The sequence below is a fragment of the Jannaschia aquimarina genome, assembly GCF_000877395.1.
GTDB lineage: Bacteria > Pseudomonadota > Alphaproteobacteria > Rhodobacterales > Rhodobacteraceae > Jannaschia > Jannaschia aquimarina.
Genome location: NZ_JYFE01000072.1, coordinates 1 through 21,748, shown reverse-complemented (window position 1 = coordinate 21,748; position 21,748 = coordinate 1). Strand labels below are relative to the sequence as shown.

At 68.7% G+C, this 21,748-nt stretch carries 29 protein-coding genes; 16 read left to right on the top strand and 13 right to left on the bottom strand.

Annotated elements, in window-relative coordinates; all coding sequences use genetic code 11:
* Positions 1 to 144 precede the first annotated feature (144 nt).
* From rsmI to jaqu_RS18220, 8 genes are all read left to right on the top strand, one after another.
* Positions 145 to 1,005 carry a 16S rRNA (cytidine(1402)-2'-O)-methyltransferase gene (gene rsmI, locus jaqu_RS18250; RefSeq protein ID WP_043920451.1) on the top strand — a complete coding sequence of 287 codons (861 nt, stop codon included), beginning with the start codon at positions 145 to 147 and terminating at the stop codon, positions 1,003 to 1,005.
* Positions 1,002 to 1,352: a YraN family protein gene (locus jaqu_RS18245; RefSeq protein ID WP_043920450.1), complete on the top strand. Its 351-nt coding sequence runs from the start codon at positions 1,002 to 1,004 to the stop codon at positions 1,350 to 1,352. Before rsmI ends, jaqu_RS18245 begins: the two co-directional genes overlap by 4 nt.
* Positions 1,353 to 1,542: 190 nt before the next feature.
* The gene (gshB, locus tag jaqu_RS18240; RefSeq protein ID WP_043920449.1) at positions 1,543 to 2,490 is read left to right on the top strand and encodes a glutathione synthase; all 948 of its coding nucleotides are present in this window, start codon (positions 1,543 to 1,545) and stop codon (positions 2,488 to 2,490) included.
* Between the two features lie 207 nt (positions 2,491 to 2,697).
* On the top strand, positions 2,698 to 3,375 hold the full coding sequence (locus jaqu_RS18235) for a response regulator transcription factor (RefSeq protein WP_043920448.1): 678 nt from the start codon (positions 2,698 to 2,700) through the stop codon (positions 3,373 to 3,375).
* On the top strand, positions 3,372 to 4,718 hold the full coding sequence (locus jaqu_RS18230) for a sensor histidine kinase (RefSeq protein ID WP_043920447.1): 1,347 nt from the start codon (positions 3,372 to 3,374) through the stop codon (positions 4,716 to 4,718). The genes jaqu_RS18235 and jaqu_RS18230 overlap by 4 nt, the downstream gene beginning before the upstream one ends.
* Positions 4,719 to 4,823: 105 nt before the next feature.
* On the top strand, positions 4,824 to 5,852 hold the full coding sequence (locus jaqu_RS18225) for a calcium-binding protein (RefSeq protein ID WP_043920446.1): 1,029 nt from the start codon (positions 4,824 to 4,826) through the stop codon (positions 5,850 to 5,852).
* Positions 5,853 to 5,961: 109 nt separating this feature from the next.
* Positions 5,962 to 6,120, top strand: a complete 159-nt coding sequence (locus jaqu_RS21765) for a hypothetical protein (protein ID WP_161793902.1) — start codon at positions 5,962 to 5,964, stop codon at positions 6,118 to 6,120.
* A 33-nt stretch (positions 6,121 to 6,153) separates the two neighbouring features.
* Positions 6,154 to 6,492 (top strand): hypothetical protein, encoded by a 339-nt coding sequence (locus jaqu_RS18220; RefSeq protein ID WP_043920445.1) that lies wholly within the window; start codon positions 6,154 to 6,156, stop codon positions 6,490 to 6,492.
* Between the two features lie 51 nt (positions 6,493 to 6,543).
* Here the strand turns inward: jaqu_RS18220 and jaqu_RS18215 are convergent, their stop codons facing one another.
* The 4 genes from jaqu_RS18215 to jaqu_RS18200 all read right to left on the bottom strand — a co-directional run bounded on the left by jaqu_RS18215 (position 6,544) and on the right by jaqu_RS18200 (position 9,978).
* Positions 6,544 to 8,061 (bottom strand): YifB family Mg chelatase-like AAA ATPase, encoded by a 1,518-nt coding sequence (locus tag jaqu_RS18215; protein ID WP_043920444.1) that lies wholly within the window; start codon positions 8,059 to 8,061, stop codon positions 6,544 to 6,546.
* Positions 8,062 to 8,178: 117 nt separating this feature from the next.
* A complete protein-coding gene (locus tag jaqu_RS18210) occupies positions 8,179 to 8,862 on the bottom strand; it encodes a glutathione S-transferase (protein WP_043920443.1) in 684 nt (227 codons plus the stop codon).
* Between the two features lie 58 nt (positions 8,863 to 8,920).
* On the bottom strand, positions 8,921 to 9,472 hold the full coding sequence (locus tag jaqu_RS18205; RefSeq protein ID WP_236687898.1) for a histidine phosphatase family protein: 552 nt from the start codon (positions 9,470 to 9,472) through the stop codon (positions 8,921 to 8,923).
* Positions 9,469 to 9,978 (bottom strand): bifunctional adenosylcobinamide kinase/adenosylcobinamide-phosphate guanylyltransferase, encoded by a 510-nt coding sequence (locus tag jaqu_RS18200; protein ID WP_043920442.1) that lies wholly within the window; start codon positions 9,976 to 9,978, stop codon positions 9,469 to 9,471. The genes jaqu_RS18205 and jaqu_RS18200 overlap by 4 nt, the downstream gene beginning before the upstream one ends.
* Positions 9,979 to 10,079: 101 nt before the next feature.
* Here jaqu_RS18200 and jaqu_RS18195 point away from each other — a divergent pair, with 101 nt between their 5' ends.
* From jaqu_RS18195 to jaqu_RS18165, 7 genes are all read left to right on the top strand, one after another.
* Positions 10,080 to 10,958, top strand: coding sequence for an RNA polymerase factor sigma-32 (locus jaqu_RS18195; protein ID WP_043920441.1), 879 nt, complete (start codon positions 10,080 to 10,082; stop codon positions 10,956 to 10,958).
* 2 nt (positions 10,959 to 10,960) lie between these two features.
* Complete coding sequence (locus jaqu_RS18190; RefSeq protein ID WP_236687897.1) at positions 10,961 to 11,752, top strand: ChaN family lipoprotein; 792 nt, start codon at positions 10,961 to 10,963, stop codon at positions 11,750 to 11,752.
* A 26-nt stretch (positions 11,753 to 11,778) separates the two neighbouring features.
* A complete protein-coding gene (gene coaBC / locus jaqu_RS18185; protein WP_043920440.1) occupies positions 11,779 to 12,969 on the top strand; it encodes a bifunctional phosphopantothenoylcysteine decarboxylase/phosphopantothenate--cysteine ligase CoaBC in 1,191 nt (396 codons plus the stop codon).
* Positions 12,966 to 13,418 (top strand): dUTP diphosphatase, encoded by a 453-nt coding sequence (gene dut / locus jaqu_RS18180; RefSeq protein WP_043920439.1) that lies wholly within the window; start codon positions 12,966 to 12,968, stop codon positions 13,416 to 13,418. Before coaBC ends, dut begins: the two co-directional genes overlap by 4 nt.
* Positions 13,415 to 14,470 (top strand): HesA/MoeB/ThiF family protein, encoded by a 1,056-nt coding sequence (locus jaqu_RS18175; protein WP_043920438.1) that lies wholly within the window; start codon positions 13,415 to 13,417, stop codon positions 14,468 to 14,470. The genes dut and jaqu_RS18175 overlap by 4 nt, the downstream gene beginning before the upstream one ends.
* A gap of 102 nt (positions 14,471 to 14,572) precedes the next feature.
* A complete protein-coding gene (locus tag jaqu_RS18170; protein WP_084630037.1) occupies positions 14,573 to 15,367 on the top strand; it encodes a transporter substrate-binding domain-containing protein in 795 nt (264 codons plus the stop codon).
* A 20-nt stretch (positions 15,368 to 15,387) separates the two neighbouring features.
* On the top strand, positions 15,388 to 16,170 hold the full coding sequence (locus tag jaqu_RS18165) for an amino acid ABC transporter permease (protein ID WP_043920437.1): 783 nt from the start codon (positions 15,388 to 15,390) through the stop codon (positions 16,168 to 16,170).
* An 81-nt stretch (positions 16,171 to 16,251) separates the two neighbouring features.
* Here jaqu_RS18165 and jaqu_RS18160 read toward each other — a convergent pair whose 3' ends face one another.
* The 5 genes from jaqu_RS18160 to trmD form a co-directional block, all read right to left on the bottom strand.
* Positions 16,252 to 17,061 carry a division plane positioning ATPase MipZ gene (locus jaqu_RS18160; RefSeq protein WP_043920436.1) on the bottom strand — a complete coding sequence of 270 codons (810 nt, stop codon included), beginning with the start codon at positions 17,059 to 17,061 and terminating at the stop codon, positions 16,252 to 16,254.
* 159 nt (positions 17,062 to 17,220) lie between these two features.
* Positions 17,221 to 17,442, bottom strand: coding sequence for a 50S ribosomal protein L31 (gene rpmE, locus jaqu_RS18155; RefSeq protein ID WP_043920435.1), 222 nt, complete (start codon positions 17,440 to 17,442; stop codon positions 17,221 to 17,223).
* A 3-nt stretch (positions 17,443 to 17,445) separates the two neighbouring features.
* Positions 17,446 to 17,832 (bottom strand): 50S ribosomal protein L19, encoded by a 387-nt coding sequence (gene rplS / locus jaqu_RS18150; RefSeq protein WP_043920434.1) that lies wholly within the window; start codon positions 17,830 to 17,832, stop codon positions 17,446 to 17,448.
* Positions 17,833 to 18,002: 170 nt separating this feature from the next.
* Positions 18,003 to 18,200 carry a DUF1328 family protein gene (locus jaqu_RS18145; RefSeq protein WP_052501068.1) on the bottom strand — a complete coding sequence of 66 codons (198 nt, stop codon included), beginning with the start codon at positions 18,198 to 18,200 and terminating at the stop codon, positions 18,003 to 18,005.
* A gap of 9 nt (positions 18,201 to 18,209) precedes the next feature.
* Positions 18,210 to 19,001 (bottom strand): tRNA (guanosine(37)-N1)-methyltransferase TrmD, encoded by a 792-nt coding sequence (gene trmD / locus jaqu_RS18140; protein ID WP_043920433.1) that lies wholly within the window; start codon positions 18,999 to 19,001, stop codon positions 18,210 to 18,212.
* A 28-nt stretch (positions 19,002 to 19,029) separates the two neighbouring features.
* Between trmD and jaqu_RS18135 the strand changes: the two genes are divergently transcribed.
* The gene (locus jaqu_RS18135; protein ID WP_043920432.1) at positions 19,030 to 20,040 is read left to right on the top strand and encodes a phosphotransferase; all 1,011 of its coding nucleotides are present in this window, start codon (positions 19,030 to 19,032) and stop codon (positions 20,038 to 20,040) included.
* Between the two features lie 5 nt (positions 20,041 to 20,045).
* On the opposite strand, the gene rimM is transcribed toward jaqu_RS18135, so the two are convergent.
* The 4 genes from rimM to jaqu_RS18115 all read right to left on the bottom strand — a co-directional run bounded on the left by rimM (position 20,046) and on the right by jaqu_RS18115 (position 21,599).
* Positions 20,046 to 20,588, bottom strand: coding sequence for a ribosome maturation factor RimM (gene rimM / locus jaqu_RS18130; protein ID WP_043920431.1), 543 nt, complete (start codon positions 20,586 to 20,588; stop codon positions 20,046 to 20,048).
* Positions 20,588 to 20,809 (bottom strand): hypothetical protein, encoded by a 222-nt coding sequence (locus tag jaqu_RS18125; RefSeq protein WP_043920430.1) that lies wholly within the window; start codon positions 20,807 to 20,809, stop codon positions 20,588 to 20,590. The genes rimM and jaqu_RS18125 overlap by 1 nt, the downstream gene beginning before the upstream one ends.
* Positions 20,810 to 20,873: 64 nt before the next feature.
* Positions 20,874 to 21,287 carry a 30S ribosomal protein S16 gene (gene rpsP / locus jaqu_RS18120; protein WP_043920429.1) on the bottom strand — a complete coding sequence of 138 codons (414 nt, stop codon included), beginning with the start codon at positions 21,285 to 21,287 and terminating at the stop codon, positions 20,874 to 20,876.
* A 12-nt stretch (positions 21,288 to 21,299) separates the two neighbouring features.
* On the bottom strand, positions 21,300 to 21,599 hold the full coding sequence (locus jaqu_RS18115) for a chorismate mutase (RefSeq protein WP_043920428.1): 300 nt from the start codon (positions 21,597 to 21,599) through the stop codon (positions 21,300 to 21,302).
* Positions 21,600 to 21,748: the final 149 nt, after the last annotated feature.

Genomic DNA, 21,748 nt, shown 5'->3' with positions numbered 1-21,748 from the left:
CGGCGGAGGCCGCCCGACGCGCGGCCAATGAGGTTGCGGACGATCGCTGTGGGACGCATGGTTTCCTCCCCGGATGACAGGCTGGCGCGGAGGCTAGGCCGAGCGGGCCGGGGAGTAAACGACGGAAAGCGCGGGGCGGGCAGGATGGCGGAACACGGCACGGACCCGATCGAGCCCGCGCTGCATCTGGTTGCCGTGCCCATCGGCGCGGCGCGGGACATCACGCTGCGGGCGCTGGACGTGCTGGCGGGGGCCGATGTCCTGGCGGCCGAGGACACGCGCTCGCTGCGCCGCCTGATGGAGATCCACGGCATCGCCCTGGGGGACCGGCCGCTGATCGCCTATCACGACCATAACGGCGCGCGGGTGCGGCCGCGCCTGCTGGAGCATCTGCGCGCGGGGCGCTCCGTCGCCTATGCATCGGAGGCGGGGACGCCGCTTGTGGCCGATCCGGGGTTCCAGCTTGCCGCCGAGGCGCGGGCCGATGGGCTGGTCGTGCGGGCGGCGCCGGGGGCGAGCGCGGTGCTGACGGCGCTTTGCGTGGGTGGGCTGCCGACGGACCGGTTCCTGTTCGCAGGTTTCCTGCCCCCGAAGGCCGCGGCGCGCCGGGCGGCGCTGGCGGAGTTGGGGGCCGTGCCGGCGACGCTGGTGCTCTACGAGAGCCCCAAGCGCGCAGCGGCGACGCTGGCGCAGGCGGCGGAGGTGCTGGGGCCGCGCCCGGCCCGGCTGTGCCGGGAATTGACCAAGCGATTCGAGGAGGTCTGGGAGGGGGAGCTGCCCGAGCTGGCCGAACGCGCCGCCGCCGAGCCCCCACGGGGCGAGGTCGTCCTGCTGATCGGCCGGGCCGAGCGGGCGGCGCCCGACGAGGACACCCTTCGGGATCGCCTGGCGGCGGCGATGGAGGTGGGAAGTCTAAAATCCGCTGTAAAGAGTGTTAGCGAGGAGACAGGGGTGTCGCGTAAGGAGGTGTATGAGCTGGCCCTGCGGATGAAGGACGAGGAATGAGCGGATCCATGTCCTACCATGCGGGCCTCGCCGCCGAGGAGGCGGTGGCCCGGCTCTATTCGAAGTCCGGCCATGTCATCGCGGCCCAGCGCTGGCGCGGGCGGGGCGGCGAGATCGACCTGATCACGCAGGAGGGTGGCGACACGGTCTTTGTCGAGGTCAAGAAGGCCGATACCCATGCGCAGGCCGCCGAACGGCTGGGTCCCCGCCAGATCGGCCGGATCCGCGACGCCGCCAGCGAATACATGGGTACGCTCCCTGACGGTCTGCTCTCATCCGTGCGCTTCGACGTGGCGCTGGTCGATGCAACCGGACGCATCGAGGTCCTGGAAAACGCGCTGCACTGACCTCGACGCAATGGGTCGCATGGTCCCAAGCGGCGAGCGGGATCGGCAGGCCGGGTCGACGTTCGAGGTCGACGGCTGGGACGGGCCGGCACGGCTCGGGCATTGGCCCTGATCGATGCGAGCACGCCCGTGGACACCGCCCCGGCCGCGCGCCATCTAGGGCGAACGCATCGCCGCCCGGAGCCACCTCATGCCGCAAACCCTCAAGGTCGCCTTTCAGATGGATCCGATGGATCGGGTCGACATCGAGGCCGACAGCACGTTCCGCATCGCGCTCGAGGCGCAGTCGCGCGGGCACAGCCTGTTCCACTATACGCCCGACCGGCTGGCCTATGTCGAAGGACGCGTGATCGCGCGCGGGCAGGACATGGAGCTTCGGCGCGAGCGCGGCAACCATGTCACCTTCGGCCCCGACCGGGAGGTCGACCTGACCGAGATGGATGTCGTCTGGCTGCGTCAGGACCCGCCCTTCGACATGTCCTACCTGACGACGACCTACCTGCTGGACCGGATCCATCCCGGCACGCTGGTCGTCAATGACCCGACCTGGGTGCGCAACTGGCCCGAAAAACTGATGGTGCTGGACTTCCCCGACCTGACGCCGCCGACCGCGATCGCCCGCGATCTGGTCACGCTGCGCGCCTTCCGCGACCGGCATCGGGACATCGTGCTCAAGCCGCTCTACGGGAATGGCGGCGCAGGCGTGTTCCGCCTGAGGGAGGGGGACGGGAACCTCAACTCGCTCCACGAGACCTTCGCGATGATCAACCGCGAGCCGCTGATCGTGCAGAAGTTCCTGCCCGCCGTCTCGAAGGGCGACAAGCGGATCATTCTGGTTGACGGGGTGCCGGTCGGGGCCATCAACCGCGTGCCCGCGGAGGGTGAGACCCGCTCGAACATGCATGTGGGCGGGCGCCCGGAAAAGATCGGCCTGACCGACCGGGACCGCGAGATCTGCGAGCGGATCGGCGCACGCCTGCGCGAGAAGGGACAGATCTTCGTCGGCATCGACGTGATCGGCGACTGGCTGACCGAGATTAACGTGACCTCGCCCACCGGGCTGCAGGAGTTGGAACGCTTCGACGGCACGAACGCGTCTGCGACGATCTGGGAGGCGATCGAGCGGCGTAGGGGGTGAGCCGGCTGGCTGGCCAATGGCTCCGGCTTGCTGGAAACCTGCTGCCGCGCCCCCTAGCTGATCGCCTGTAACCGGAGGACGGTGCGACACCTTCGGGCGGGGCGCGTATGGCCCGTTCAGATGCGACGGCGCGGCGTCGCCCGGTCCGGCGGTGGCGCGCCCCGATTGCGGGATGTACCAACGGCCCGCCCTGCCGACGGAGCCCCCATGCGCGTCCTGCTGATCGAGGATCATCCGCCCCTGGCCGAAGCGGTACGCGATGCCCTGCGGCGCGCGGGCTTCGCCGTCGATCACGCCGCGACCTCCGCGGACGCCCGCGAGATGGCGGCGCTGGCCGAGCATGACCTTTGCCTGCTCGATCTCGGTCTGCCGGACGGGGATGGCCTGCGGTTGCTGCCGGAGTTGCGACGGGACGGCCGCGTTCCGGTCATCGTGCTGACGGCGCGCGATCAATTGTCCGACCGGCTGGCCGGGTTGGACGGCGGCGCGGACGATTACGTCGTCAAGCCGGTCGAGATGCCGGAACTCGTCGCGCGCTGCCGCGCGGTGCTGCGTCGGCCGGGCGACCGGGCCGGGACGATCCTGCGCGTCGGGCCGTTGGAACTGGACGTCCCCGCCCGGAGCGCAAGCCTCGACGGCACGACCCTGCCGCTGGGCCGCCGCGAGGTCACCGTGTTGGAGCACCTGCTCCGCAATGCGGGCCGGGTCGCCACGCGCCGCGCGTTGGAGGAGGCCGTCTACGGGTTTGACGACGAGGTCGGGCCGAATGCGCTGGAAGCCTCGGTCTCCCGGTTGCGCCGCACCCTCGAGGCGGCGGAGTGTCCGATCCCCATCGTCACCGTCCGTGGCGTCGGCTGGATGTTGCCGCGCGAGGGGGACGGATGACCGACCGGCCCGCGCCCGCCGGCCGGCCGCTCGCCACGATCCTGGTCCGGCGGCTGGCCTGGATCGCGCTTGCGGTCTTCGTCGCGAATTCCGCCGTCGTCGGGGCCTATTACGCATCGGACCGGCGCGCGCTGGGTGCCGAAGTCGTCGTGAGCCAGACCGAGCTTCTGGAAGAAGCACTGGACGGAGCCACCCTGCCGGCCGATTCGGGGTTTCGCGATCTCTATGCGGAATATCCGGAAGCCTATGCCTTCGCCCTGATCGACCGCAGCGGAGCCGTGCTCGACACGATGAATGCCGCGCTGATCCCGCCAAGCGCCAAGGATATCTACGCCGACGACTGGGTCACCCGGGTCGATCGGCCGGGCACCCCGCTTTTCGTGGCGGGGCACGAGTTCGACGGGCGGGAGGACGGGCTCCGCCTGGTCTTCGTGATGGCGGACGATCCCGCGCGGCTGATCTGGCGGGCCTATCTGGACGAACTCTACGAACATGTCTGGTTGCCGATCCTGCCGCTGGTCCTGCTCTTGCTGGGGGCCGGCACGCTGGTAATCCGGCGGGGTCTTGCGCCGGTCGCGGCTGCGGCGGCCTGGGCGCGGGATATCCGGCCCGGACGGCGGACGCCGCCGCCGCCGTCCGACCCCTTGCCGGCCGAGATCGCGGATCTGGTGGATGCGACGCAGCGTTCGCTGGACCGGCTGTCGGACGCGCTGGCCGCGGAAAAGCGGCGCGCCGCCGAGGCCGCCCACGCGCTGCGGACGCCCGTCGCCGTCCTGGTGGCGCGGGTCGATGCCCTTCCGCCGGGCGAGACGACGGATCGGTTGCGCGCCGACTTGGCGGCCCTGTCGCGCACGGTGCAACAGGTGCTTGCCTCGGGGCGGGCGGATGGGCTGGTCGTGCCCCGGCGCGCGGCGCTGGATTTGCGTGATCCCGCCGAGACGGTCGTGGCCGCGCTTGCCCCCTTCGCACATCGGAAGGGGGTCGAGTTGTCGCTTTCCCTGCCCGATGCGCCTGTTCCGGCGCGGGCCGACGCGGAGGGCGTGGAACTGGCACTGACCAACCTCGTCGAGAACGCAGTGCTCCACGGCGGCGGCACGCGGGTGGAGATCACGGTGGGACCGGGACCGGAGCTGACTGTCTGGGACGACGGCACGGGGTTGCCGCCGGATGCGGGTCCGCGCCTGTTCGAGCCGTTCTGGCGCGGCGACGGGGCCGCGCCAGGTGGGACGGGACTGGGCCTCGCCATCGTGACGCGGCTTCAGGATGCCCAGGGCGGCACGGTCGAGGACGGCGACGCGTCGGAGGGTGGCGCGCTTTTCCGCCTGACCTACCGGGCGGCCTGACCTTTTCCCATTTCATCAGGCTCCCGTCAGGAACGGGCGCCATAGCTCCCGGCATGGAAGCCCGGCCGACACTCCCGGCGGGGCGGCAGATCCAGGAGAGAACAGATGGATTTCTACGGCACCAACGGGAACGACACCCTGACCGGAACCAGCGCCCGCAACGATATGGAGGGCCGGGCGGGCGATGACATCCTGCGCGGTCTGGGCGGGAACGACGACCTCTACGGCCAAGCGGGCAACGACACGCTGGACGGCGGCGCGGGCAACGACGAGATGACCGGCGGCAGCGGTGCCGACCTGTATCTCTACGGATCGGGACGCGATTCGATTGAAGGGTTCGCGCGCGAGGATCGGATCGAGCTGGCCTCAAGCCTGGGTGTGTCCAGCTTTTCGGAGTTGTTGAGCGTCGCGAGGACGGTGGATAGCGGCGACAGCACGCTGTTCGATTTCGGAGGCGGGAACACGCTGCTTCTGGAAGACGTGCGGATCCCGCAGATCTCGGCCAGCCAGTTCGGGTTCGCGAGCGGTGCGCCCATGCCTCCGCAGCCCCCGGCCGATCCGAACGCGCCGAGTTCGGGCGATGACAGCATCGTGGGCACGTCCGGTCGTGACGTGATCGATGGTCTGGGCGGTGACGACACGATCATCGGCCGGAGTGGCCGGGACGAGATCGACGGCGGTGCCGGAGACGACAGCATCGAGGGCGGTCGCGGTCGCGACGACATCGACGGCGAGGGCGGAAACGACGTGATCCGCGCCGGTGCCGGCGGTGACGATGTCGACGGCGGAGCCGGCAACGATTTTCTGAAGGGCGGGCGCGGCCGTGACGATATCGACGGCGGCAGCGGCAACGACACGCTGGATGGCGGCACCGGCAACGACACGCTGGAAGGCGATGGCGGTGCGGACACCTTCGTCTTCTCGCGCGGACGCGACGTGATCGAGGATTTCGGCGGCGGGGACGTGATCGACCTGAGCGAGGCGGGCACCGTCTCGAACTTCGGCGACGTTATGGATCGCGCCCGATCCGTGGATGGGGGCGACGACGTGCTGATCGATCTCGGCGGCTCGAACTCGATCCGTCTGGAGGATGTGCGCCTGTCCTCGCTTTCGGCGGACGACTTCATCTTCTGACGCCCTCCCCACGTCTTCAATTCCCGGAGCCGTTGCCCCTGTGGTGGCGGGTCCGGGTGGCAACGCCCCATGCCGGTCCTGAACCGGCCCGATCAAAGGAAGAAACACGATGAACCGCTACCACAGAACCGACCTTCGCAACCGCGAGCCGCAGACGGATATGGAGCGCCTGAACCATTGGCTCTCCGGCGAGGTGCGGGTCACGCGCCTGGTGCTCGTCATCGGCGGGGTGATCCTGCTCGTCGCGGCGGGCGTGGCTCTGGATTGAGCACGCCGTTCCGCCCTTGAAGGGAGAGTTCCGATGAGAGCCATGACGATAACCGTCCTTCTGGCCGCGTTCGTCGCCGCGCCGCTCCTTGCCAGCGGTCCCGTGAGCCGGATCGACGATCTGGAGCGGGGCAGCATGGTCACCGTGGCGGGGACCGTCCAGCGCATCACGGACGAGGACGAGTTCCGCCTGACCGACGGCACCGGAACGGTCCGCGTCTATGTCGGCCCCGACTGGGTGCCTGCCGCTGTCGGAGAGGCGGTCACGGTCGACGGTTTCGTGGACGACGATCCCGGCCCGCTGGAGATCTATGCGCGGAGCCTGACCCGCGCCGATGGCACCGTGATCGTGTTCGACCGGCGCTACGAATAGCCGACACGTCCGGCGCCCCGGCCCTGCCCGGGGCGCCGGCCGACACGTGTTTCAGAGTGCCGCCGCTGCGACCAGCCGGTAGCCCAGTGCCTCGGCCACATGGGGGCGCCGCACGGCATCGGCCCCATCCAGATCGGCAATGGTGCGCGCGACCTTGAGGACCCGATGGTAGCCCCGTGCCGACAAGCGGAAGCGGTCGACGGCACGGCGCAGCATCTCTTCGCCTTCAGGGTCGGGGCGGGCCACTTCCATCAGTGCATCGCCCGAGACGTCGGCATTGACGGTGATCCTGTCGGCGGTCGCGTAGCGGTCCGCCTGCCGGGCGCGGGCGGCGGCGACGCGGGCGGCCACGTCGGCGGATCCCTCGCCGGACGCGGGCAGCGACAGGTCGGAGACATCCACGGCCGGCACTTCCAGCCGCAGGTCGAAGCGGTCCATAAGGGGGCCGGAGACCCGGTTCATGTAATCCTCTCCGCAGCCGGGGGCGCGGGTGCAGGCCTGATCGGGGTCGAAGAGCATCCCGCATCGGCACGGATTGGCGGCCGCCACCAGCAGGAAGCGGCAGGGGTAACGCACGTGAGCGTTGGCGCGCGCGATCACGACCTCTCCGGTCTCGATGGGCTGGCGCAGGGTTTCGAGCACGGCGCGGGGGAATTCGGGAAATTCGTCCATGAAAAGCACGCCGTTATGGGCGAGGCTGATCTGGCCCGGCCCGGCGCGCTTGCCGCCACCGGCGATGGCGGCGACCGATGCGGTGTGGTGCGGTTCCTGAAAGGGGCGGGCCTGCAGGACGCCGCCCTCGGGCAGGGTGCCGGCCAGCGAATGGATCATCGACGTCTCAAGCGATTCGGCGGCCGTGAGCGGCGGCAGGATCGAGGGCAGGCGCGCCGCGAGCATCGACTTGCCCGCGCCGGGCGGGCCCACGAGGAATAGGTGGTGCCGTCCCGCCGCGGCGATTTCGAGCGCGCGCTTGGCGCGTTCCTGCCCGCGCACGTCACGCAGGTCCAGCGCGCTGGGCGGATCCGGAAGGCGGGCCGAGCGCGCGTGGCTGAGCGGCGCGTTGCCCGTCAGGTGGTCGATCAGCGCGCGCAACGAAGGGGAGGGAAGCACGTTCTCGCTATCGACCCAGGCGGCTTCGGCGCCGCAGGCAGCGGGGCAGAAGAGTGTCGCCTCCAGTTGCTTGGCGGTCACCGCGGCAGGCAGGGCACCGGCGACCGCGACGAGCGCGCCGTCCAGCGACATCTCTCCGATGGAAAGCGCGCGGGCGACCGGACCGGGGGGCACGATCTCCAGCGCGGCCAGAAGCGACAGTGCGATGGGGAGGTCGAAATGCGCCCCCTCCTTGGGGAGGTCGGCGGGCGAGAGGTTGATCGTCACGCGCTTGGACGGCAGCGCAATGCCAAGCTCGCTCAGCGCGGCCTGCACCCGCTCCTTGGCCTCCGACACGGCCTTGTCGGGCAGGCCCACGAGCCGCAGCGACGGCAGCCCGGGGGCGACGGCGCACTGGACCGTGACGGGGCGTGCCTCCAGCCCCTCGAAGGCGACGGTCGTGGTCTGCGCAAGCGTCATGCCGTCCCCCGGTGGCGATCAGGAAAGGGTTAACGCGCGATTGGTTGCGGAATGGTTAACGCACGGGGGCAGGTGGATGGCGACAGGGCCGACCAGCGCGGCGCGGATCGCGGACCGTCAGGGCATCGGGAAGGGCGCGGTCGGCAAGTCCTGGTCGTAGACATGGAGGGTACGATCGCGGGCCTCTCCGGCATCGCGCCATTCCCGGATCAGAGAGTGGGCCAGATGGGCGTCGACATAGGCGCGTGCCGCCTCGTCGACCGGCAGGCCGTATCCCGCGATCCGGATCGCGATGGGGGCGTAGAACGCGTCGGCCGCCGAATACTCCCCGAAGAGCCAAGGGCCGTCGCCCGCCATGCCGCGCGCGTGCGACCAGAGGAGGTCGAGCCGCGCGAGGTCGGCGAGCACGGCCTCGGACGGCTCGAACCCCGACCACGCGACGCGCAGGTTCATCGGACAGGCGGAGCGCAGCGCGCCGAAGCCGCCATGCATCTCTGCCACGAGCGAACGGGCGCAGGCCCGCGCGACGGGATCGGCGGGCCAGTGACCGGCTTCGGGATGGGCTTCGGCCAGACCCTCGGCGATGGCGATGCTGTCGGTCCAGACGGCGCCGCCGGGGGCGCGGGCGGTGGGCACGGTCCCGGCGATGGGCGACCATTCGGCCACCTTCGCCGTGAACCCGTCGTCGTAGAGTTCGGCCATATGGACCCGGACGGGGATGTCGAAGGCCGAGAACAGGAGCCAGCCCCTCAGGGACCAAGAGGAATAGGATCGGTCGCCGATCAGAAGGTCGTAGGTCATGCGCTGATCGTGGCGCGGGGATGCGCAGGCGTCCAACGATCCTTCGTGACGGCTTCCATCACGGCAGGCGATCGACGAAATGGGCGCGGCGGCCCCGGTCGATATGTGTCAGCGACAGGTTACGCACCGGCTGGGCCAGCGCTTCTTCGGGGGAGAGGCCTGCGGCTTCGGCCCAGAGGATCAGGATGACGCCGAAATGGCAGGTCACGATCAGCTCCTCCGCGCCGGTGCGGTCGAGCGCGGTGCCCACACGGGCCGCCACTTCGTCCCAAAGCTCACCTCCCGGGGGACGCACTTCGTGGGGGCGGTCGAGGAAACCCCGGAACAGATCCGGGTCCTCTGCGTCGAGATCGTCGAAGGCGCGGTCCTCCCACGCGCCATAGTTGAACTCGCGCAGGCCGGGATCGTGGGGCAGGCGCGGGCGGTCTCCGGTGATGGCGTCGGCCGTGGCGACCGCGCGGAGAAGGTCGCTGCTGATCACCGGTACGCGGGGCAGGGCGGCCGACAGGCGAGAGAGGGCGGCGCGGTCGGACAGGTCGGCGGGGCGGTCGGTCCAGCCCAGCATCGTCTTGGCATGGGTCGGCCCGTGGCGGACGAGCCACAGCTTCACTTGAGCACCTGAGGCAGCCCGGCCGTCACCAGCACGACGCGATCCGCTTCGGCGGCGAGGCGCTGGTTCGTGAGGCCCTGCATGTGCTGGAAGCGGCGGGCCATCCCGTTGTCCGGGGTCACCCCACCACCGACATCGTTGGACACCAGCACGAAGCGCGCCGAAGACGCGTGCATGGCAGAAATCCACGCGTCGAGCGGTGCGCGCCAATCGGCGTCGTCCATCAGCAGGTTCGTCAGCCACATTGTCACGCAATCGACGAGGACCGTGCCGGTCAGCCCGTCGCAGGCGGCGGCGAGGTTCACGGGTTCCTCCACCAGGGTCCAGCCCGGCCCCCTGCGGGCGGCATGGGCTTCGACCTTGCGGCGCATCTCGTCGTCGAGGACGCGCGATGTGGCGAGGTAGGTCGGCGCGTCCGCATCGACGACCCGGGCCTCGGCCCAGGCGGACTTTCCCGACGCTGCGTGACCCAGCACGAGCAATATTTTGCAAGCTTCGGCGGTCATTCGGAAACTTTCGGTGATCCGGATCCGTTATCAGATCGTAAAGCCTTTAGACACGGGCAAGAGACCGTGGACCACCAAGACAGACATTTGGGGGATTGCCCATGGCGCTCGATTTCAATTCCGACACGTCACTGTCACGGCGGGCCATGAAGGCCGAACTGCTCGACGCAGAGACGGAACTGCGTCTCGCCTATGCCTGGCGCGACCAGCGTTGCGAGGAAAGCCTGCACCGCCTGATCACCGCCTACATGCGGCTTGCGATCTCGATGGCGGCGAAGTTCAAGCGCTACGGCGCGCCCATGAACGACCTGATCCAGGAAGCCGGGTTGGGTCTGATGAAAGCGGCCGAGAAGTTCGACCCCGATCGCGGGGTTCGGTTCAGCACCTATGCCGTCTGGTGGATCAAGGCCTCGATCCAGGATTACGTGATGCGGAACTGGTCGATGGTCCGCACCGGGAGCACGTCGAGCCAGAAGTCGCTTTTCTTCAACCTGCGCCGCGTGCAGGCCCGGCTGGAGCGTGAAGCATTGGCGGAGGGCACGGTTTTGGACCGCCAGACCATGCGCGAGCGGATCGCGACCGAGGTCGGCGTACCGCTTCATGATGTCGAGATGATGGAAGGCCGCCTGTCCGGCTCGGATTTCTCGCTGAACGCGACCCAGTCTTCCGATGAGGACGGGCGCGAATGGATCGACACCATCGAGGATGACGGCGAAGGCGCCGACATTCTGGTCGAGCAAAGCCACGACACCGAGATGTTGCGCGAATGGCTGCTGGTGGCCTTGGGCTCGTTGAACGAGCGCGAGCGTTTCATCGTCCGCGAGCGCAAGCTGCGCGAAGATCCCCGCACGCTGGAGAGCCTTGGCAACGAGCTGAACCTCTCGAAAGAGCGAGTGCGTCAGCTCGAGGCGGCCGCCTTCGGCAAGATGCGCAAATCGCTGGAAAACCAGTCGCGCGAAGTTCGCGGTTTCCTGAACTGAGGGTGCTTCGCCTCTTGCCGGTCCTGGCGGTTTGCGCCGGGACCTTCGCCTTTGCGGAAGGTCCGGTCACCGTCCCGCCCGGCATGCAGGTCGTCTGGTTGGGGGAAGTGCATGACAACCCCCGCCATCATGAGATCCAGGCGAATGTCGTCGCTTCTCTCGCCCCTTCAGCGTTGGTTTTCGAGATGCTGTCGCCCGAGCAGGCGGCGCGCGTAACGTCCGAGACGAGGGCGGATCTCGATGCTTTGGGCGGCGTGCTGGATTGGTCCGCGTCGGGTTGGCCGGATTGGTCTCTCTACTCCCCCATCTTCGCCGCGGCGCCCGAAGCTGCGATTTACGGCGCTGCCCGCGCGCCCGGAGAGATCCGCCGCGCGGTCACGGAGGGCGCGTTCGAGGTCTACGGGGAGGACGGCGCCAGGTTCGGACTCGATCAGCCCTTGGGCGAGAAGGAGGCCGCCATGCGGGAACAGGGTCAGGCCGAAGCGCATTGCGATGCGTTACCGGTCGATCTATTGCCCGGCATGGTGGAAGCGCAACGGTTGCGGGATGCCGATCTGGCCGCCGCGGCCTTGGAGGCGCTCGAGGAAACGGGCGGTCCGGTGGCGGTGATTACCGGCACCGGTCATGTGAGGGGCGATTGGGGGGCGCCGGCCCTGCTGTCCCGTGCGGCGCCGGACGTCGAGCAGTTTCTGCTGGGACAGGTCGAGGGCGATCTGCCGGACGAGGCGCCGTTCGATCTGGTGCTGACCGCCCCGTCCCCCGACAGGCCCGATCCCTGCGCCGCCTTCCGCTGACCGGTCGCGCGCGTTAACGGTTCCCCATGATGACCGGCAAACGCATCCTCTTGATCATCGGCGGCGGGATCGCGGCCTTTCGCGCGCTTGAGTTGATCCGGCGCCTGCGTGAGCGCGGAGCGGAGGTCACGCCGGTCCTGACCGCAGCGGCCGAACAGTTCGTGACCCCGCTCTCCGTGTCGGCGCTGGCCGCGTCGAAAGTCTATCGCGACCTCTTCGACCTGACCGACGAGGCGGAGATGGGGCATATCGAACTGTCACGCTCGGCCGATCTGATCGTGGTTGCCCCCGCGACGGCGAACCTGATGGCGCGGATGGCGGGCGGCATGGCCGACGATCTGGCGACGACGCTGCTGCTGGCGACCGACACGCCGGTGATGATCGCGCCCGCCATGAATGTCCGGATGTGGGAACATGCCGCGACCCGGCGCAACCTCGCGACGTTGCGGGGCGACGGCATCTCGGTCGTTGGGCCAGACGAGGGGGCGATGGCCTGCGGAGAGTTCGGCGCAGGACGGCTGGCCGAGGTGCCCGATATCGTCGCCGCCATCGAGGCGCGTTTCGCCGGAGGCCCGCTGGAAGGGCGGCATGTCCTCGTGACCTCCGGTCCGACGCATGAACCGATCGACCCCGTGCGCTACATCGCCAATCGATCGTCCGGGGCGCAGGGGACTGCGCTGGCCGCGGCGCTGCGCGATCTGGGAGCGCGGGTCAGCTTTGTCACCGGCCCGGCCGAGGTGCCACCGCCTGCCCGTGTCGACGTGATCCGGGTCCAGACCGCGCGCGAGATGCTGGAGGCCGTGACCGACGCTTTGCCCGCCGACGCCGCGGTCATGGCCGCCGCAGTGGCCGATTGGCGGATCGAGAATGCGAGCGGGTCGAAGATGAAGAAGGAAGGCGGTGGCGCCCCGCGCCTGGATTTCGCCGAGAATCCGGACATCCTGGCCTCCGTCTGCCGGAGCGAGGCCCGACCGGCACTGGTCGTCGGCTTCGCCGCCGAGACGGACGACGTGGTGGCCCATGCGACCGCCAAGCGCGCGCGCAAGGGCTGCGACTGGATCGTCGCCAACGACGTATCGCCCGCAACGGGCATCATGGGCGGATCGGAGAACGCCGTCACCCTGATCACCGCGGACGGGGCCGAGATCTGGCCGCGTCTGACGAAGACCGAAACCGCGCGCCGTCTGGCCGAGCGGATCTCCGGGGCGTTGACATGACGCCCACCGTCATCGTCGAGCGGGTCGAGGGAGCCGATCCGAACCTGCCCCTGCCCTCCTATGAGAGCGCAGGCGCGGCGGGGGCCGATCTGCGCGCCGATCTCATGGGTGAGCCGCCGCTGACATTGGCGTCCGGGGCGCGGTCGCTTGTCCAGACCGGCTTGCGCGTCGCCGTTCCGGACGGGTGGGAGATGCAGGTGAGGCCCCGCTCTGGCCTTGCGCTCAAGCATGGGATCACGCTGGCTAACGCCGTCGGGACCATCGACGCGGATTATAGGGGGCCACTTGGGGTGATCCTACTCAATCTGGGCGACGCGCCGTTCGAGGTCACCCACGGAATGCGGATCGCGCAGGCCGTCCTCGCCCCGGCGCCGCAGGGCATCTGGCGGGAAGGGGCGCTCGATACCACCGGCCGCGGGGTCCACGGCTTCGGATCGACCGGCGCATGATCGGCCTCGTCCTCGTCATGGCGGCCGCGATCTGGGGCCTGGGCATGTGGATGAAAACGCCGGTGCAGGCGCGTGTCCTGATGCTGGCGTTGCTCTATGTGGGCGTCCTCTTCGTCGTGATCGCACTGCCCGTGGGCCACCCCCTGCGCGAGGATCTGGGCGGCGGCCCGGTGCCCTGGATCATCGCGGGTGCCCTTGGCGCGGCGATCTGGGCCTATTCGCAGGTCATCCGTCGGGTCCGGGGCCGTGTGGCCGAGGTCGAGGCCGCGCGGGACGCCGACGCCGCGCCTGCCACGGGAGCGTTCTCGGACGTGGAGCTGGACCGTTACGCGCGCCACATCGTCCTGCGCGAGGTCGGCGGCCCGGGCCAGCGGTCGCTGAAGGAGGCGAAGGTGTTGGTCGTCGGGGCCGGGGGGCTGGGCTCTCCGGTCTTGCTTTATCTCTCCGCCGCCGGGGTGGGTACGATCGGGGTGATCGACAACGATGTGGTCGATCTGTCGAACCTTCAACGGCAGGTCGTGCATTCGGACGCGCGCTCCGGTCTGCCGAAGGTGTTCAGTGCCGAGACGGCAATGCGCGCGCTCAATCCCCATGTGGAGGTGCGCCCTTACAATCGGCGCCTGACTGACGAGATCGCCGAGGATCTGTTCGCGGATTACGACCTGGTTGTCGATGGCTGCGATAGCTTCGCGACCCGCGAGGTCGTGAACCGCGCGGCCGTCGCCACCGGCACGCCCGTGGTCGGCGGCGCGATCACCCAGTGGGAAGGTCAGGTGACGATCTACGATCCCGCGGGTGGCGCGCCCTGCCTCGCCTGCCTGTTCCCCGATGCGCCTGCGCCGGGCCTGGCGCCGTCCTGCGCGGAGGCCGGCGTGATCGGCGCTCTGCCCGGGGTAGTCGGCAGCATCATGGCGCTGGAGGCGATCAAGGAGATCACCGGCGCCGGTACCACGCTGCGGGGCGCCATGCTGCTGTGGGACGGGCTGGACGCCGACGCGCGGCGCGTAAAAGTTGCGCGCCGTGCCGATTGCCCGGTCTGCGGCGACATCTGAGCCGGTTCGTCAGGGGCCGACACCTGTCGGCACGGCTCGGCGGGCTTGAACCTGCCGCCCGTCCGGTCATCATCCCCCGGTCAACCGAAGAGGATCCCCCAGATGAAAACCCTCGCCTCCGTCGCCGCGGCCCTGCTGCTGGCCGCCCCCGCCTTCGCAGACGGTCACCTGCCCGATCTGGGCGGCCGGACCGTCGTCATCGCCACCGAGGACGCCTACCCGCCGTTGCAGTTCAAGGATCCGTCCTCGGGTGAGGCGATCGGCTGGGAATACGATGCCATGGCCGAGATCGCAGAGCGCATTAACATCACGCCGGACTACGAGAAGATCAGCTGGGACGGCATGATCGCCGCAGTGGGCGCCGGTGAGTTCGACATGGGCATGACCGGCATCACCATCCGCGACGACCGGCGCGAGGCGGTGGATTTCTCCGAGCCCTATATGACCAGCCAGATGCTGATGATGGTTCGCGGCGACGAAGACCGGTTCACCGACGCGGCCGGGTTCGCCGCCGACGAAGACCTGCTGATGGCGGCCCAGCCCGGCACCACGCCGTTCTATGTGGGCGTCTACGACGTGCTGGACGGCGACGAGGCCAATCCCCGCATCAAGCTGTTCGAGACCTTCGGTGCGGGCCTTCAGGCGCTGCGGGCGGGGGACGTTGACCTCGTCCTGTCCGACTCGACGGCGGCGAACGGCTATGTCGCCGCCTCGGAAGGCGGGCTGAAGATCATCGGAGAACCGCTGGGCACCGAGCAGTTCGGCTTCATCTTCCCCAAGGACGGGGATGCCGAGCTTATCGAGGCGATGAACGCCGCCATCGCCGACATGGAGGCGGACGGCACGCTCGAGTCGCTGAACACCAGGTGGTTCCTCGAATACCAGATCGGCGGGTGAGGCGGATCTGAGGGGCGGTCATGGGACCGTCCCGCACCACCGAGAGCGCCGACTTCCCCTGGTGGCTGGTCGCGGTCGCCGTGCTGTTGGGCGGGGCCTATGTCGCGATCGCGTTCGACGACGGGGCGCGGCAGGTCCTGACGACGTTGCGCCGGGGGGTCTGGATCACCGTGCTGGTCACGGTGGTCTCGTTCTTCTTCGCCTCTCTCGTGGGTCTGGGCATCGCGCTCATGTCGCTGTCGGGCAGCGTCGTCCTGCGGCAGATCGCACGGTTCTACACCGAGATCGTGCGCGGCATCCCAATCCTCGTCCTGCTGCTCTACGTGGCTTTCGTGGGTGCCCCGGCGCTGGTGGCCTTCTGGAACTGGCTGGGCCTGCCAGAGATGCGGACGCGGGATTTCCCGTTGCTCTGGCGCGCGATCGTGGCGCTTGTGATCGCCTATTCCGCCTTTATCGCCGAAGTGTTCCGGGCGGGTCTGCAATCGGTCGAACGGGGGCAGATCGAGGCCGCGCAGGCGCTGGGCCTCAAACGCTGGCACCGGTTCAGGCATATCGTCTTTCCCCAGGCGATCCGGACGATCCTGCCGCCGCTGGGCAACGATTTCGTCGCGATGGTGAAGGACTCCTCGCTGGTTTCGGTCGTGGGCGTCATGGACATCGCGCAACTCGGGAAACTGACGGCGGCGGGAAACTTCCGCTATTTCGAGACCTACAATGTGGTGGCTCTGCTCTATCTGACGATGACCATCGCGCTGAGCCTCGGCCTCAGGCGGCTGGAGAAACGGATGGAGCGTCGATGCTAGGGGCGAGGGGCGCTGCCCCTCGCGCTCCCCGGGATATTTCCGGCAGGATGAGGGGGCAGGCGGCCCGCCGTCACGCGGTCGTCAGACTGCCATCTCGACGCTGGGCAGCTTGAGCGAGGCGATCAACTCGCGCACTTCCTGTCGGGCGGCGATGTTGGACATGTTGAGGTTGGCGACGCCGACATCCTTCAGGTCGAGCAGGGTCATGCCGCGCGGAAACAGCTCCCGGAAGATGACGCGCTCGGTGAAACCGGGGGCCACGCGAAAGCCGATCCGCTTGGAGAGATCTTCCAGCGCCTGCCCCATCTTGCGCTTGTTGTGCATCTCCTGGGCGCCGAGGCGGTTGCGCAGGACGATCCAGTCGATGGGCTTGAGCCCCGCCTTGGCGCGCAACTGGCGCGCGTGCCAGACCATTTCCGAATAGACGGAAGGGCCGAGGATCTTGCCCGTCTCGGGCTCGACCTTCGCCAGCAGGTCGAAATCCACGAAACTGTCGTTGAGTGGCGTCACCAGCGTATCGGCCAGCGAATGGGCCACCTGGCTCAACCGGGTATGGGAGCCGGGGCAGTCGATGACGATAAAGTCGCAGCTTTCCTCGAGCGTCGCGACGGCGAGGCTGAGCGACTTGTCGAACGGGTTCTCGTTCTCGGCCAGTTCGGTCCGGTCGACCTTAGGAAGTTGCGTCATCGCGGGCGTGGGAAGGGTGACCCCCTGGCGGGTCGCATAATCCTGGCGGTTCTCCATGTAGCGGGAGAAGGTCCGCTGGCGCAGATCGAGATCCAGCGCGCCGACGCGCGCGCCCGAGCGCACCAGGGCGGTGGCCGTGTGCATGCAGGTCGTGGACTTGCCCGACCCGCCCTTTTCGTTCCCGAAGACGATGATATGCGCCATGAGCCACCGGCCTTGCTGATCCGGACGGAGACTAGCGGCGCGCCGTCTGGGTGTTAAGCGGAACCGCGCGGATTTTCACTGTTCCGTGGCGGGAAACAGGACCGTGAACGAAGAACGCCGCCCGGTGGGGGCGGCGTTCGCTTGCGGGATGGCGCCGGCTCAGAAGCCGAGGCCCGCATACTTATTCTTGAACTTGGAGACGCGACCGCCCGTATCCATCAGGCGCGCGCCGCCGCCCGTCCAGGCGGGGTGGACCGACGGGTCGATGTCGAGCGAGAGCTGATCGCCCTCGGCGCCCCAGGTGGAGCGCATCTGGACGACGGTGCCGTCCACCAGCTTGACGTCAATGACGTGGTAGTCGGGATGCGTGTTCTTCTTCATGGCTCAGGCCTCCGCCTTCTCGGACTTGGGCTTGTAGTTCGTCTGTTCGGCGATCCGGGCCGACTTGCCGCGGCGCGAGCGCAGGTAATAGAGCTTGGAGCGGCGGACGCGGCCGCGACGCACCACCTCGATCGAGTCGATATTGGTGGAATGCAGCGGGAAGACCCGCTCGACGCCCTCGCCGAAGCTGATCTTGCGCACCGTGAAGGAGCCGGCGATGCCGTCGCCGTTCTTGCGCGCGATACAGACGCCTTCGTAGTTCTGCACACGGGTGCGGGTGCCCTCGGTCACCTTGAAGCCGACGCGGATTGTGTCGCCGGCCTTGAAGTCAGGAATCTTCTTGTCGAGCGCGGCGACTTGCTCCGCCTCGATCTGTGCGATCAGGTCCATCGGGACCTCCTCTGGCTACGCGGGGTTTGCCCCCGGATGATGTCCTGCCCGGTTGTGTCCGGACGGCTGTTCTTTGTTCCGAACGAAGAGCGCCCCGGCAGGACCGGGGCGGTTCGATGCGCGGCTCGTAGCAGGCCGCGCGAGACGGTGCAAGATCCGAAGGGCCGCCGTCAGGCGATTGCGAAGACGCCCAGCGCGATCAGGACGAGCATCACGAGAGCGACAACGATGAGCAGGTTGGCCCCGGTCAGGGCAATGCCCGAGATGCGATTGAGCCCGAAGAGCGCCGCGATGGCGGCGATGAGGAGCTGGGCAATGATCCAGCCGAGTATGGCGGCCGTCGAACGCCGTTTGCGCTGGCTGGACACCTGGTTTGGTCAACGAGTTTCGTCGTCCGGGGCCTCCTCGTCTCGCCGTGCGAGCAGGTCCGGCCGCCGCTCCCGTGTCAGCCGTTCGGACTCGGCGCGGCGCCAGTCGGCGACCTTCGCATGGTCGCCGGAGAGCAGGACCGGCGGCGTGGCGCGGCCCTCCCATTCGGCGGGCTTGGTGTAATGCGGGTGCTCCAGCAGGCCGGAGGAGAAACTCTCCTCCTCAAGACTGTCCGCATTGCCGACGACGCCGGGCAATAGCCGGATCGTCGCGTCGAGGACCGCCTGCGCCGCGATCTCTCCGCCGGTCATCACGAAATCCCCCAGCGACACTTCGACGGCTTCATGCGCCTCCAGCACGCGCTGGTCCACGCCCTCGAACCGGCCGCAAAGCAGCGTGGCGCCTGGTCCGGCAGCCAGACTGCGTGCCATCGCCTGATCGAAGGGCCGGCCGCGCGGCGAGAGATAGAGCACGGGGCCCGGCCCGGCCGCGGCATCGAGGGCGGGGCCCACGACATCGGGGCGCAGGACGAGGCCGGCGCCGCCACCCGAGGGAGGGGCGTCCACGCTCCGATGGCGGCCCAACCCGAACTCCCGGAGCGGAATGGTCCGCAGGTGCCACAACCCTGCCCTGAGGGCCTGACCCGTCAACGAAAGTCCGAGGATCCCGGGAAATGCTTCGGGGAAAAGCGTGACGACACGAGCCTGCCAAGCCGAACCCGGTGCGTCCTCCATCAGATCGCGCGGGCGCGCGGTGGGCCGGATCGACTTCGTACCATGAGAGCGGGCGGGCGTTGTCATGGGGCGCCGATACCGGATAGGGCGGGTCATGGCCAATACCTCCACGGGCGGGTCGGATCGCCCGGATCTGCCCGATCTGGCGCGCGGCGCGATCAAGACATGGAACCGGGTCCAGAAACTGACCTTGCGGCCGCAAGCGCGAGCGGAGGATTGGTCGCTTCTGGCCTTGCGCGGAGCCGGCGCCGGTCGCCGGGTCGTGCTGCGCCTGCGCCGAAATGTCGGCCCCGATCTTGCCGTGAAGATGCGGCCCGCCCTCGGCCTCAGGGCCTACGCCGAGCAGGTGATCGCGCATCGTCGTTTCGCGCGTTTGCTGGACCGGAGCAGCTGCGCGCGCGCCCCAGCCCTTGCAGGGTTCCATCCTCTAGCCCGGCTGATCGCGGTCGAGTTCGTCGAAGGTGACCTCGCCCTGGACCGGGTTGTCGCCTCGAGGCACTCGCCGGATCGGGGCCTGACCGTGCTGGCCGATGCGTGCCGATGGGTCGAGGGCGTCGGGCGCGTGGTGCCGTCGAGGACAAGACAATGGGACGGCCGGCTCGGACGCTTGCGTTTGAAGGAGGTTCGGGAACGAGCCCCTGACTTGGCCGGCGATGCGATGCCGGCCCGGCTGTTGGGCGCGTTGGAGCGACAGTTGGAGAGGCGGACGGGAACGCGGGTCGAGGTTCGTCTGGTGCATGGCGATTTCCATCTTCGGAACCTGATCTTCGGCCAGGACAAGACGGTCTGGGGCCTGGATTTCGACCGGCTCCGCAAGGCTCCGCAGGAATACGATTTGGCACGGGTCGTCACGCATTTCCTGCTGCTCGCCGGGCCAGTGGAAGAGAGCGAGATGCAGGGCTGGCTGGAGCGGGACATGTCCCGCGTCCTGAGTGCCTCGGGATTGGAGACCGATCGCGGGCTGCTGGATCTCTTCATGGGGATGGACACAATCGTCCTGTGGGGAGATCTCGCCCGGCAGGGTGATCGGGCCGGACCGGGCGCGAAGCATCGCTACGCGCGAGCGCGGGCGCTCGCTCAGGTCATGGTAAACCGGCTGTCCTGAACGGATCAGTCCGCGTCGGGGCTGTCGGCTTCTGCGGGGTCGTCATCCCCGGGCAGCAGCCCTTGCGGCGGGTCGATGATGATCCGTCCGGCGGACAGGTCGACGGTCGGGACGACGGCACGGGTGAAGGGGACGAGCACCCCCTTGAGCCCCGGGCCGCGCAATTCCAGCAAGTCGCCCGCGCCATGGTCGTGGACGGCGGCGACCCGGCCGAGCTCGGCACCGCCCGTGTCGAGAACGGTCAGCCCGATCAGGTCGGAATGGTAGTATTCGTCCTCTTCCGGATCGGGCAGGGCGGCGCGGGGGACCCAGAGCCGTTGACCGCGCAGGGAATCGGCCTGCTCCTTGCTCGTCACGCCGGACAGGCGGACGGCGTAACCGCCCTTGACCGGCCGGATGACCGTCAGGCGATGATCGCGTCCCTTGTCGTCGGTAAGGGGGCCGTAATCGCCGATCGCGGAAGGCTCTGCGCAGAACGACTTCACCCGGGCTTCGCCGCGCACGCCGTAGGCCCCCGTGATCGCGCCCAGGCAGACATGATCCTTCATCACAGGCCTCCTTCGATGAACTGCCTGTCAGGATTGCCGGCTCGCGCGGCCGCGGCGCGACAGGCCGGGTGATCGTTTCCGACATAGCGCCCGGACGTCGTGTCCAGGCAGAGGTCTATTTCGTCGTTCAACCTGACGAGGATGTCCCAACCGATCAAAACAGCGGCGACCACCAGCAGGAGAGCAGCCAGGCCGAGGAGACGGCGAAGCGCTTTGACCATCGGCGGTTTCCTGTCATCGGGGGCGGGGACGGAACGGGCGGCTTGAGGGCCGCCCGAACAACGCTCAGCTTTCGGCGGCCTCGTCGGCGGAGGCTTCGGCCTGGGCCTCCTCGGCGGGGGCGTTGGCAGCTTCGTCGGCGGCCTTGGCCTTCTCGGCCTTCTCGGCGGCGCGTTCCTGGGCCTTCTTGCCGGGCTGGGCCTTCTGCATGTTGGCGCGCTCCTTCTTCTCGAGGAGGCCGGCGGATTCGAGGAAGCGGCTCACGCGGTCCGAAGGCTGGGCGCCTTGGTCGAGCCAATGCTTCACGCGGTCGAGGTCCATCTTGACGCGCTCTTCGCTGTCCTTGGGCAGGAGCGGGTTGTAGCTGCCGAGCTTCTCGAGGAAGCGGCCGTCGCGGGGCTGACGGCTGTCGGCGGCGACGATGCGATAGAACGGGCGCTTCTTGGAGCCGGCGCGCGCGAGGCGGATCTTCATGGCCATGGTGATTTTCCTTCAGTTCTCTTGATGTTGCCTGTGGTGGCGGATGACTTCCTCGATGATGAAGGCGAGGAATTTCCTGGCGAAGTCCGGGTCGAGCCCGGCCTCCTGCGCGAGGCGTTCGAGCCTCGCGATCTGCTGGGCCTCCCGGTTCGGATCCGAGGGCGGCAGGTCGTGCTCGGCCTTGAGGCGTCCCACGGATTGCGTGTGGGAGAACCGCTCGGCGAGCGTGTAGACGAGGATCGCGTCGAGGCGATCTATGCTTTCGCGATGGCCGGCCAGGAGGGCGGCGGCGCGGGTGGCGGCGTCTGTCATGATACCCCCCGATCGGCGGAAATCCTCTGTGCACCCCCTGTGCACCCTCTGTGCACCCCCCGTCTGCACATTTGGCATCCGCACGGGATGCGCGCCGCCGGGGGGCGGCCCGCCCGGGGGCGGATCGGACGGGGCTCGATGCCCCGTCC

Coding starts and splice junctions, on each gene's coding strand:
- rsmI (WP_043920451.1), top strand. CDS start 145: ATGGCGGAACACGGCACGGACCCGATCGAGCCCGCGCTGCATCTGGTT.
- jaqu_RS18245 (WP_043920450.1), top strand. CDS start 1,002: ATGAGCGGATCCATGTCCTACCATGCGGGCCTCGCCGCCGAGGAGGCG.
- gshB (WP_043920449.1), top strand. CDS start 1,543: ATGCCGCAAACCCTCAAGGTCGCCTTTCAGATGGATCCGATGGATCGG.
- jaqu_RS18235 (WP_043920448.1), top strand. CDS start 2,698: ATGCGCGTCCTGCTGATCGAGGATCATCCGCCCCTGGCCGAAGCGGTA.
- jaqu_RS18230 (WP_043920447.1), top strand. CDS start 3,372: ATGACCGACCGGCCCGCGCCCGCCGGCCGGCCGCTCGCCACGATCCTG.
- jaqu_RS18225 (WP_043920446.1), top strand. CDS start 4,824: ATGGATTTCTACGGCACCAACGGGAACGACACCCTGACCGGAACCAGC.
- jaqu_RS21765 (WP_161793902.1), top strand. CDS start 5,962: ATGAACCGCTACCACAGAACCGACCTTCGCAACCGCGAGCCGCAGACG.
- jaqu_RS18220 (WP_043920445.1), top strand. CDS start 6,154: ATGAGAGCCATGACGATAACCGTCCTTCTGGCCGCGTTCGTCGCCGCG.
- jaqu_RS18215 (WP_043920444.1), bottom strand. CDS start 8,061: ATGACGCTTGCGCAGACCACGACCGTCGCCTTCGAGGGGCTGGAGGCA.
- jaqu_RS18210 (WP_043920443.1), bottom strand. CDS start 8,862: ATGACCTACGACCTTCTGATCGGCGACCGATCCTATTCCTCTTGGTCC.
- jaqu_RS18200 (WP_043920442.1), bottom strand. CDS start 9,978: ATGACCGCCGAAGCTTGCAAAATATTGCTCGTGCTGGGTCACGCAGCG.
- jaqu_RS18195 (WP_043920441.1), top strand. CDS start 10,080: ATGGCGCTCGATTTCAATTCCGACACGTCACTGTCACGGCGGGCCATG.
- coaBC (WP_043920440.1), top strand. CDS start 11,779: ATGATGACCGGCAAACGCATCCTCTTGATCATCGGCGGCGGGATCGCG.
- dut (WP_043920439.1), top strand. CDS start 12,966: ATGACGCCCACCGTCATCGTCGAGCGGGTCGAGGGAGCCGATCCGAAC.
- jaqu_RS18175 (WP_043920438.1), top strand. CDS start 13,415: ATGATCGGCCTCGTCCTCGTCATGGCGGCCGCGATCTGGGGCCTGGGC.
- jaqu_RS18170 (WP_084630037.1), top strand. CDS start 14,573: ATGAAAACCCTCGCCTCCGTCGCCGCGGCCCTGCTGCTGGCCGCCCCC.
- jaqu_RS18165 (WP_043920437.1), top strand. CDS start 15,388: ATGGGACCGTCCCGCACCACCGAGAGCGCCGACTTCCCCTGGTGGCTG.
- jaqu_RS18160 (WP_043920436.1), bottom strand. CDS start 17,061: ATGGCGCATATCATCGTCTTCGGGAACGAAAAGGGCGGGTCGGGCAAG.
- rpmE (WP_043920435.1), bottom strand. CDS start 17,442: ATGAAGAAGAACACGCATCCCGACTACCACGTCATTGACGTCAAGCTG.
- rplS (WP_043920434.1), bottom strand. CDS start 17,832: ATGGACCTGATCGCACAGATCGAGGCGGAGCAAGTCGCCGCGCTCGAC.
- trmD (WP_043920433.1), bottom strand. CDS start 19,001: ATGACAACGCCCGCCCGCTCTCATGGTACGAAGTCGATCCGGCCCACC.
- jaqu_RS18135 (WP_043920432.1), top strand. CDS start 19,030: ATGGCCAATACCTCCACGGGCGGGTCGGATCGCCCGGATCTGCCCGAT.
- rimM (WP_043920431.1), bottom strand. CDS start 20,588: ATGAAGGATCATGTCTGCCTGGGCGCGATCACGGGGGCCTACGGCGTG.
- jaqu_RS18125 (WP_043920430.1), bottom strand. CDS start 20,809: ATGGTCAAAGCGCTTCGCCGTCTCCTCGGCCTGGCTGCTCTCCTGCTG.
- rpsP (WP_043920429.1), bottom strand. CDS start 21,287: ATGGCCATGAAGATCCGCCTCGCGCGCGCCGGCTCCAAGAAGCGCCCG.
- jaqu_RS18115 (WP_043920428.1), bottom strand. CDS start 21,599: ATGACAGACGCCGCCACCCGCGCCGCCGCCCTCCTGGCCGGCCATCGC.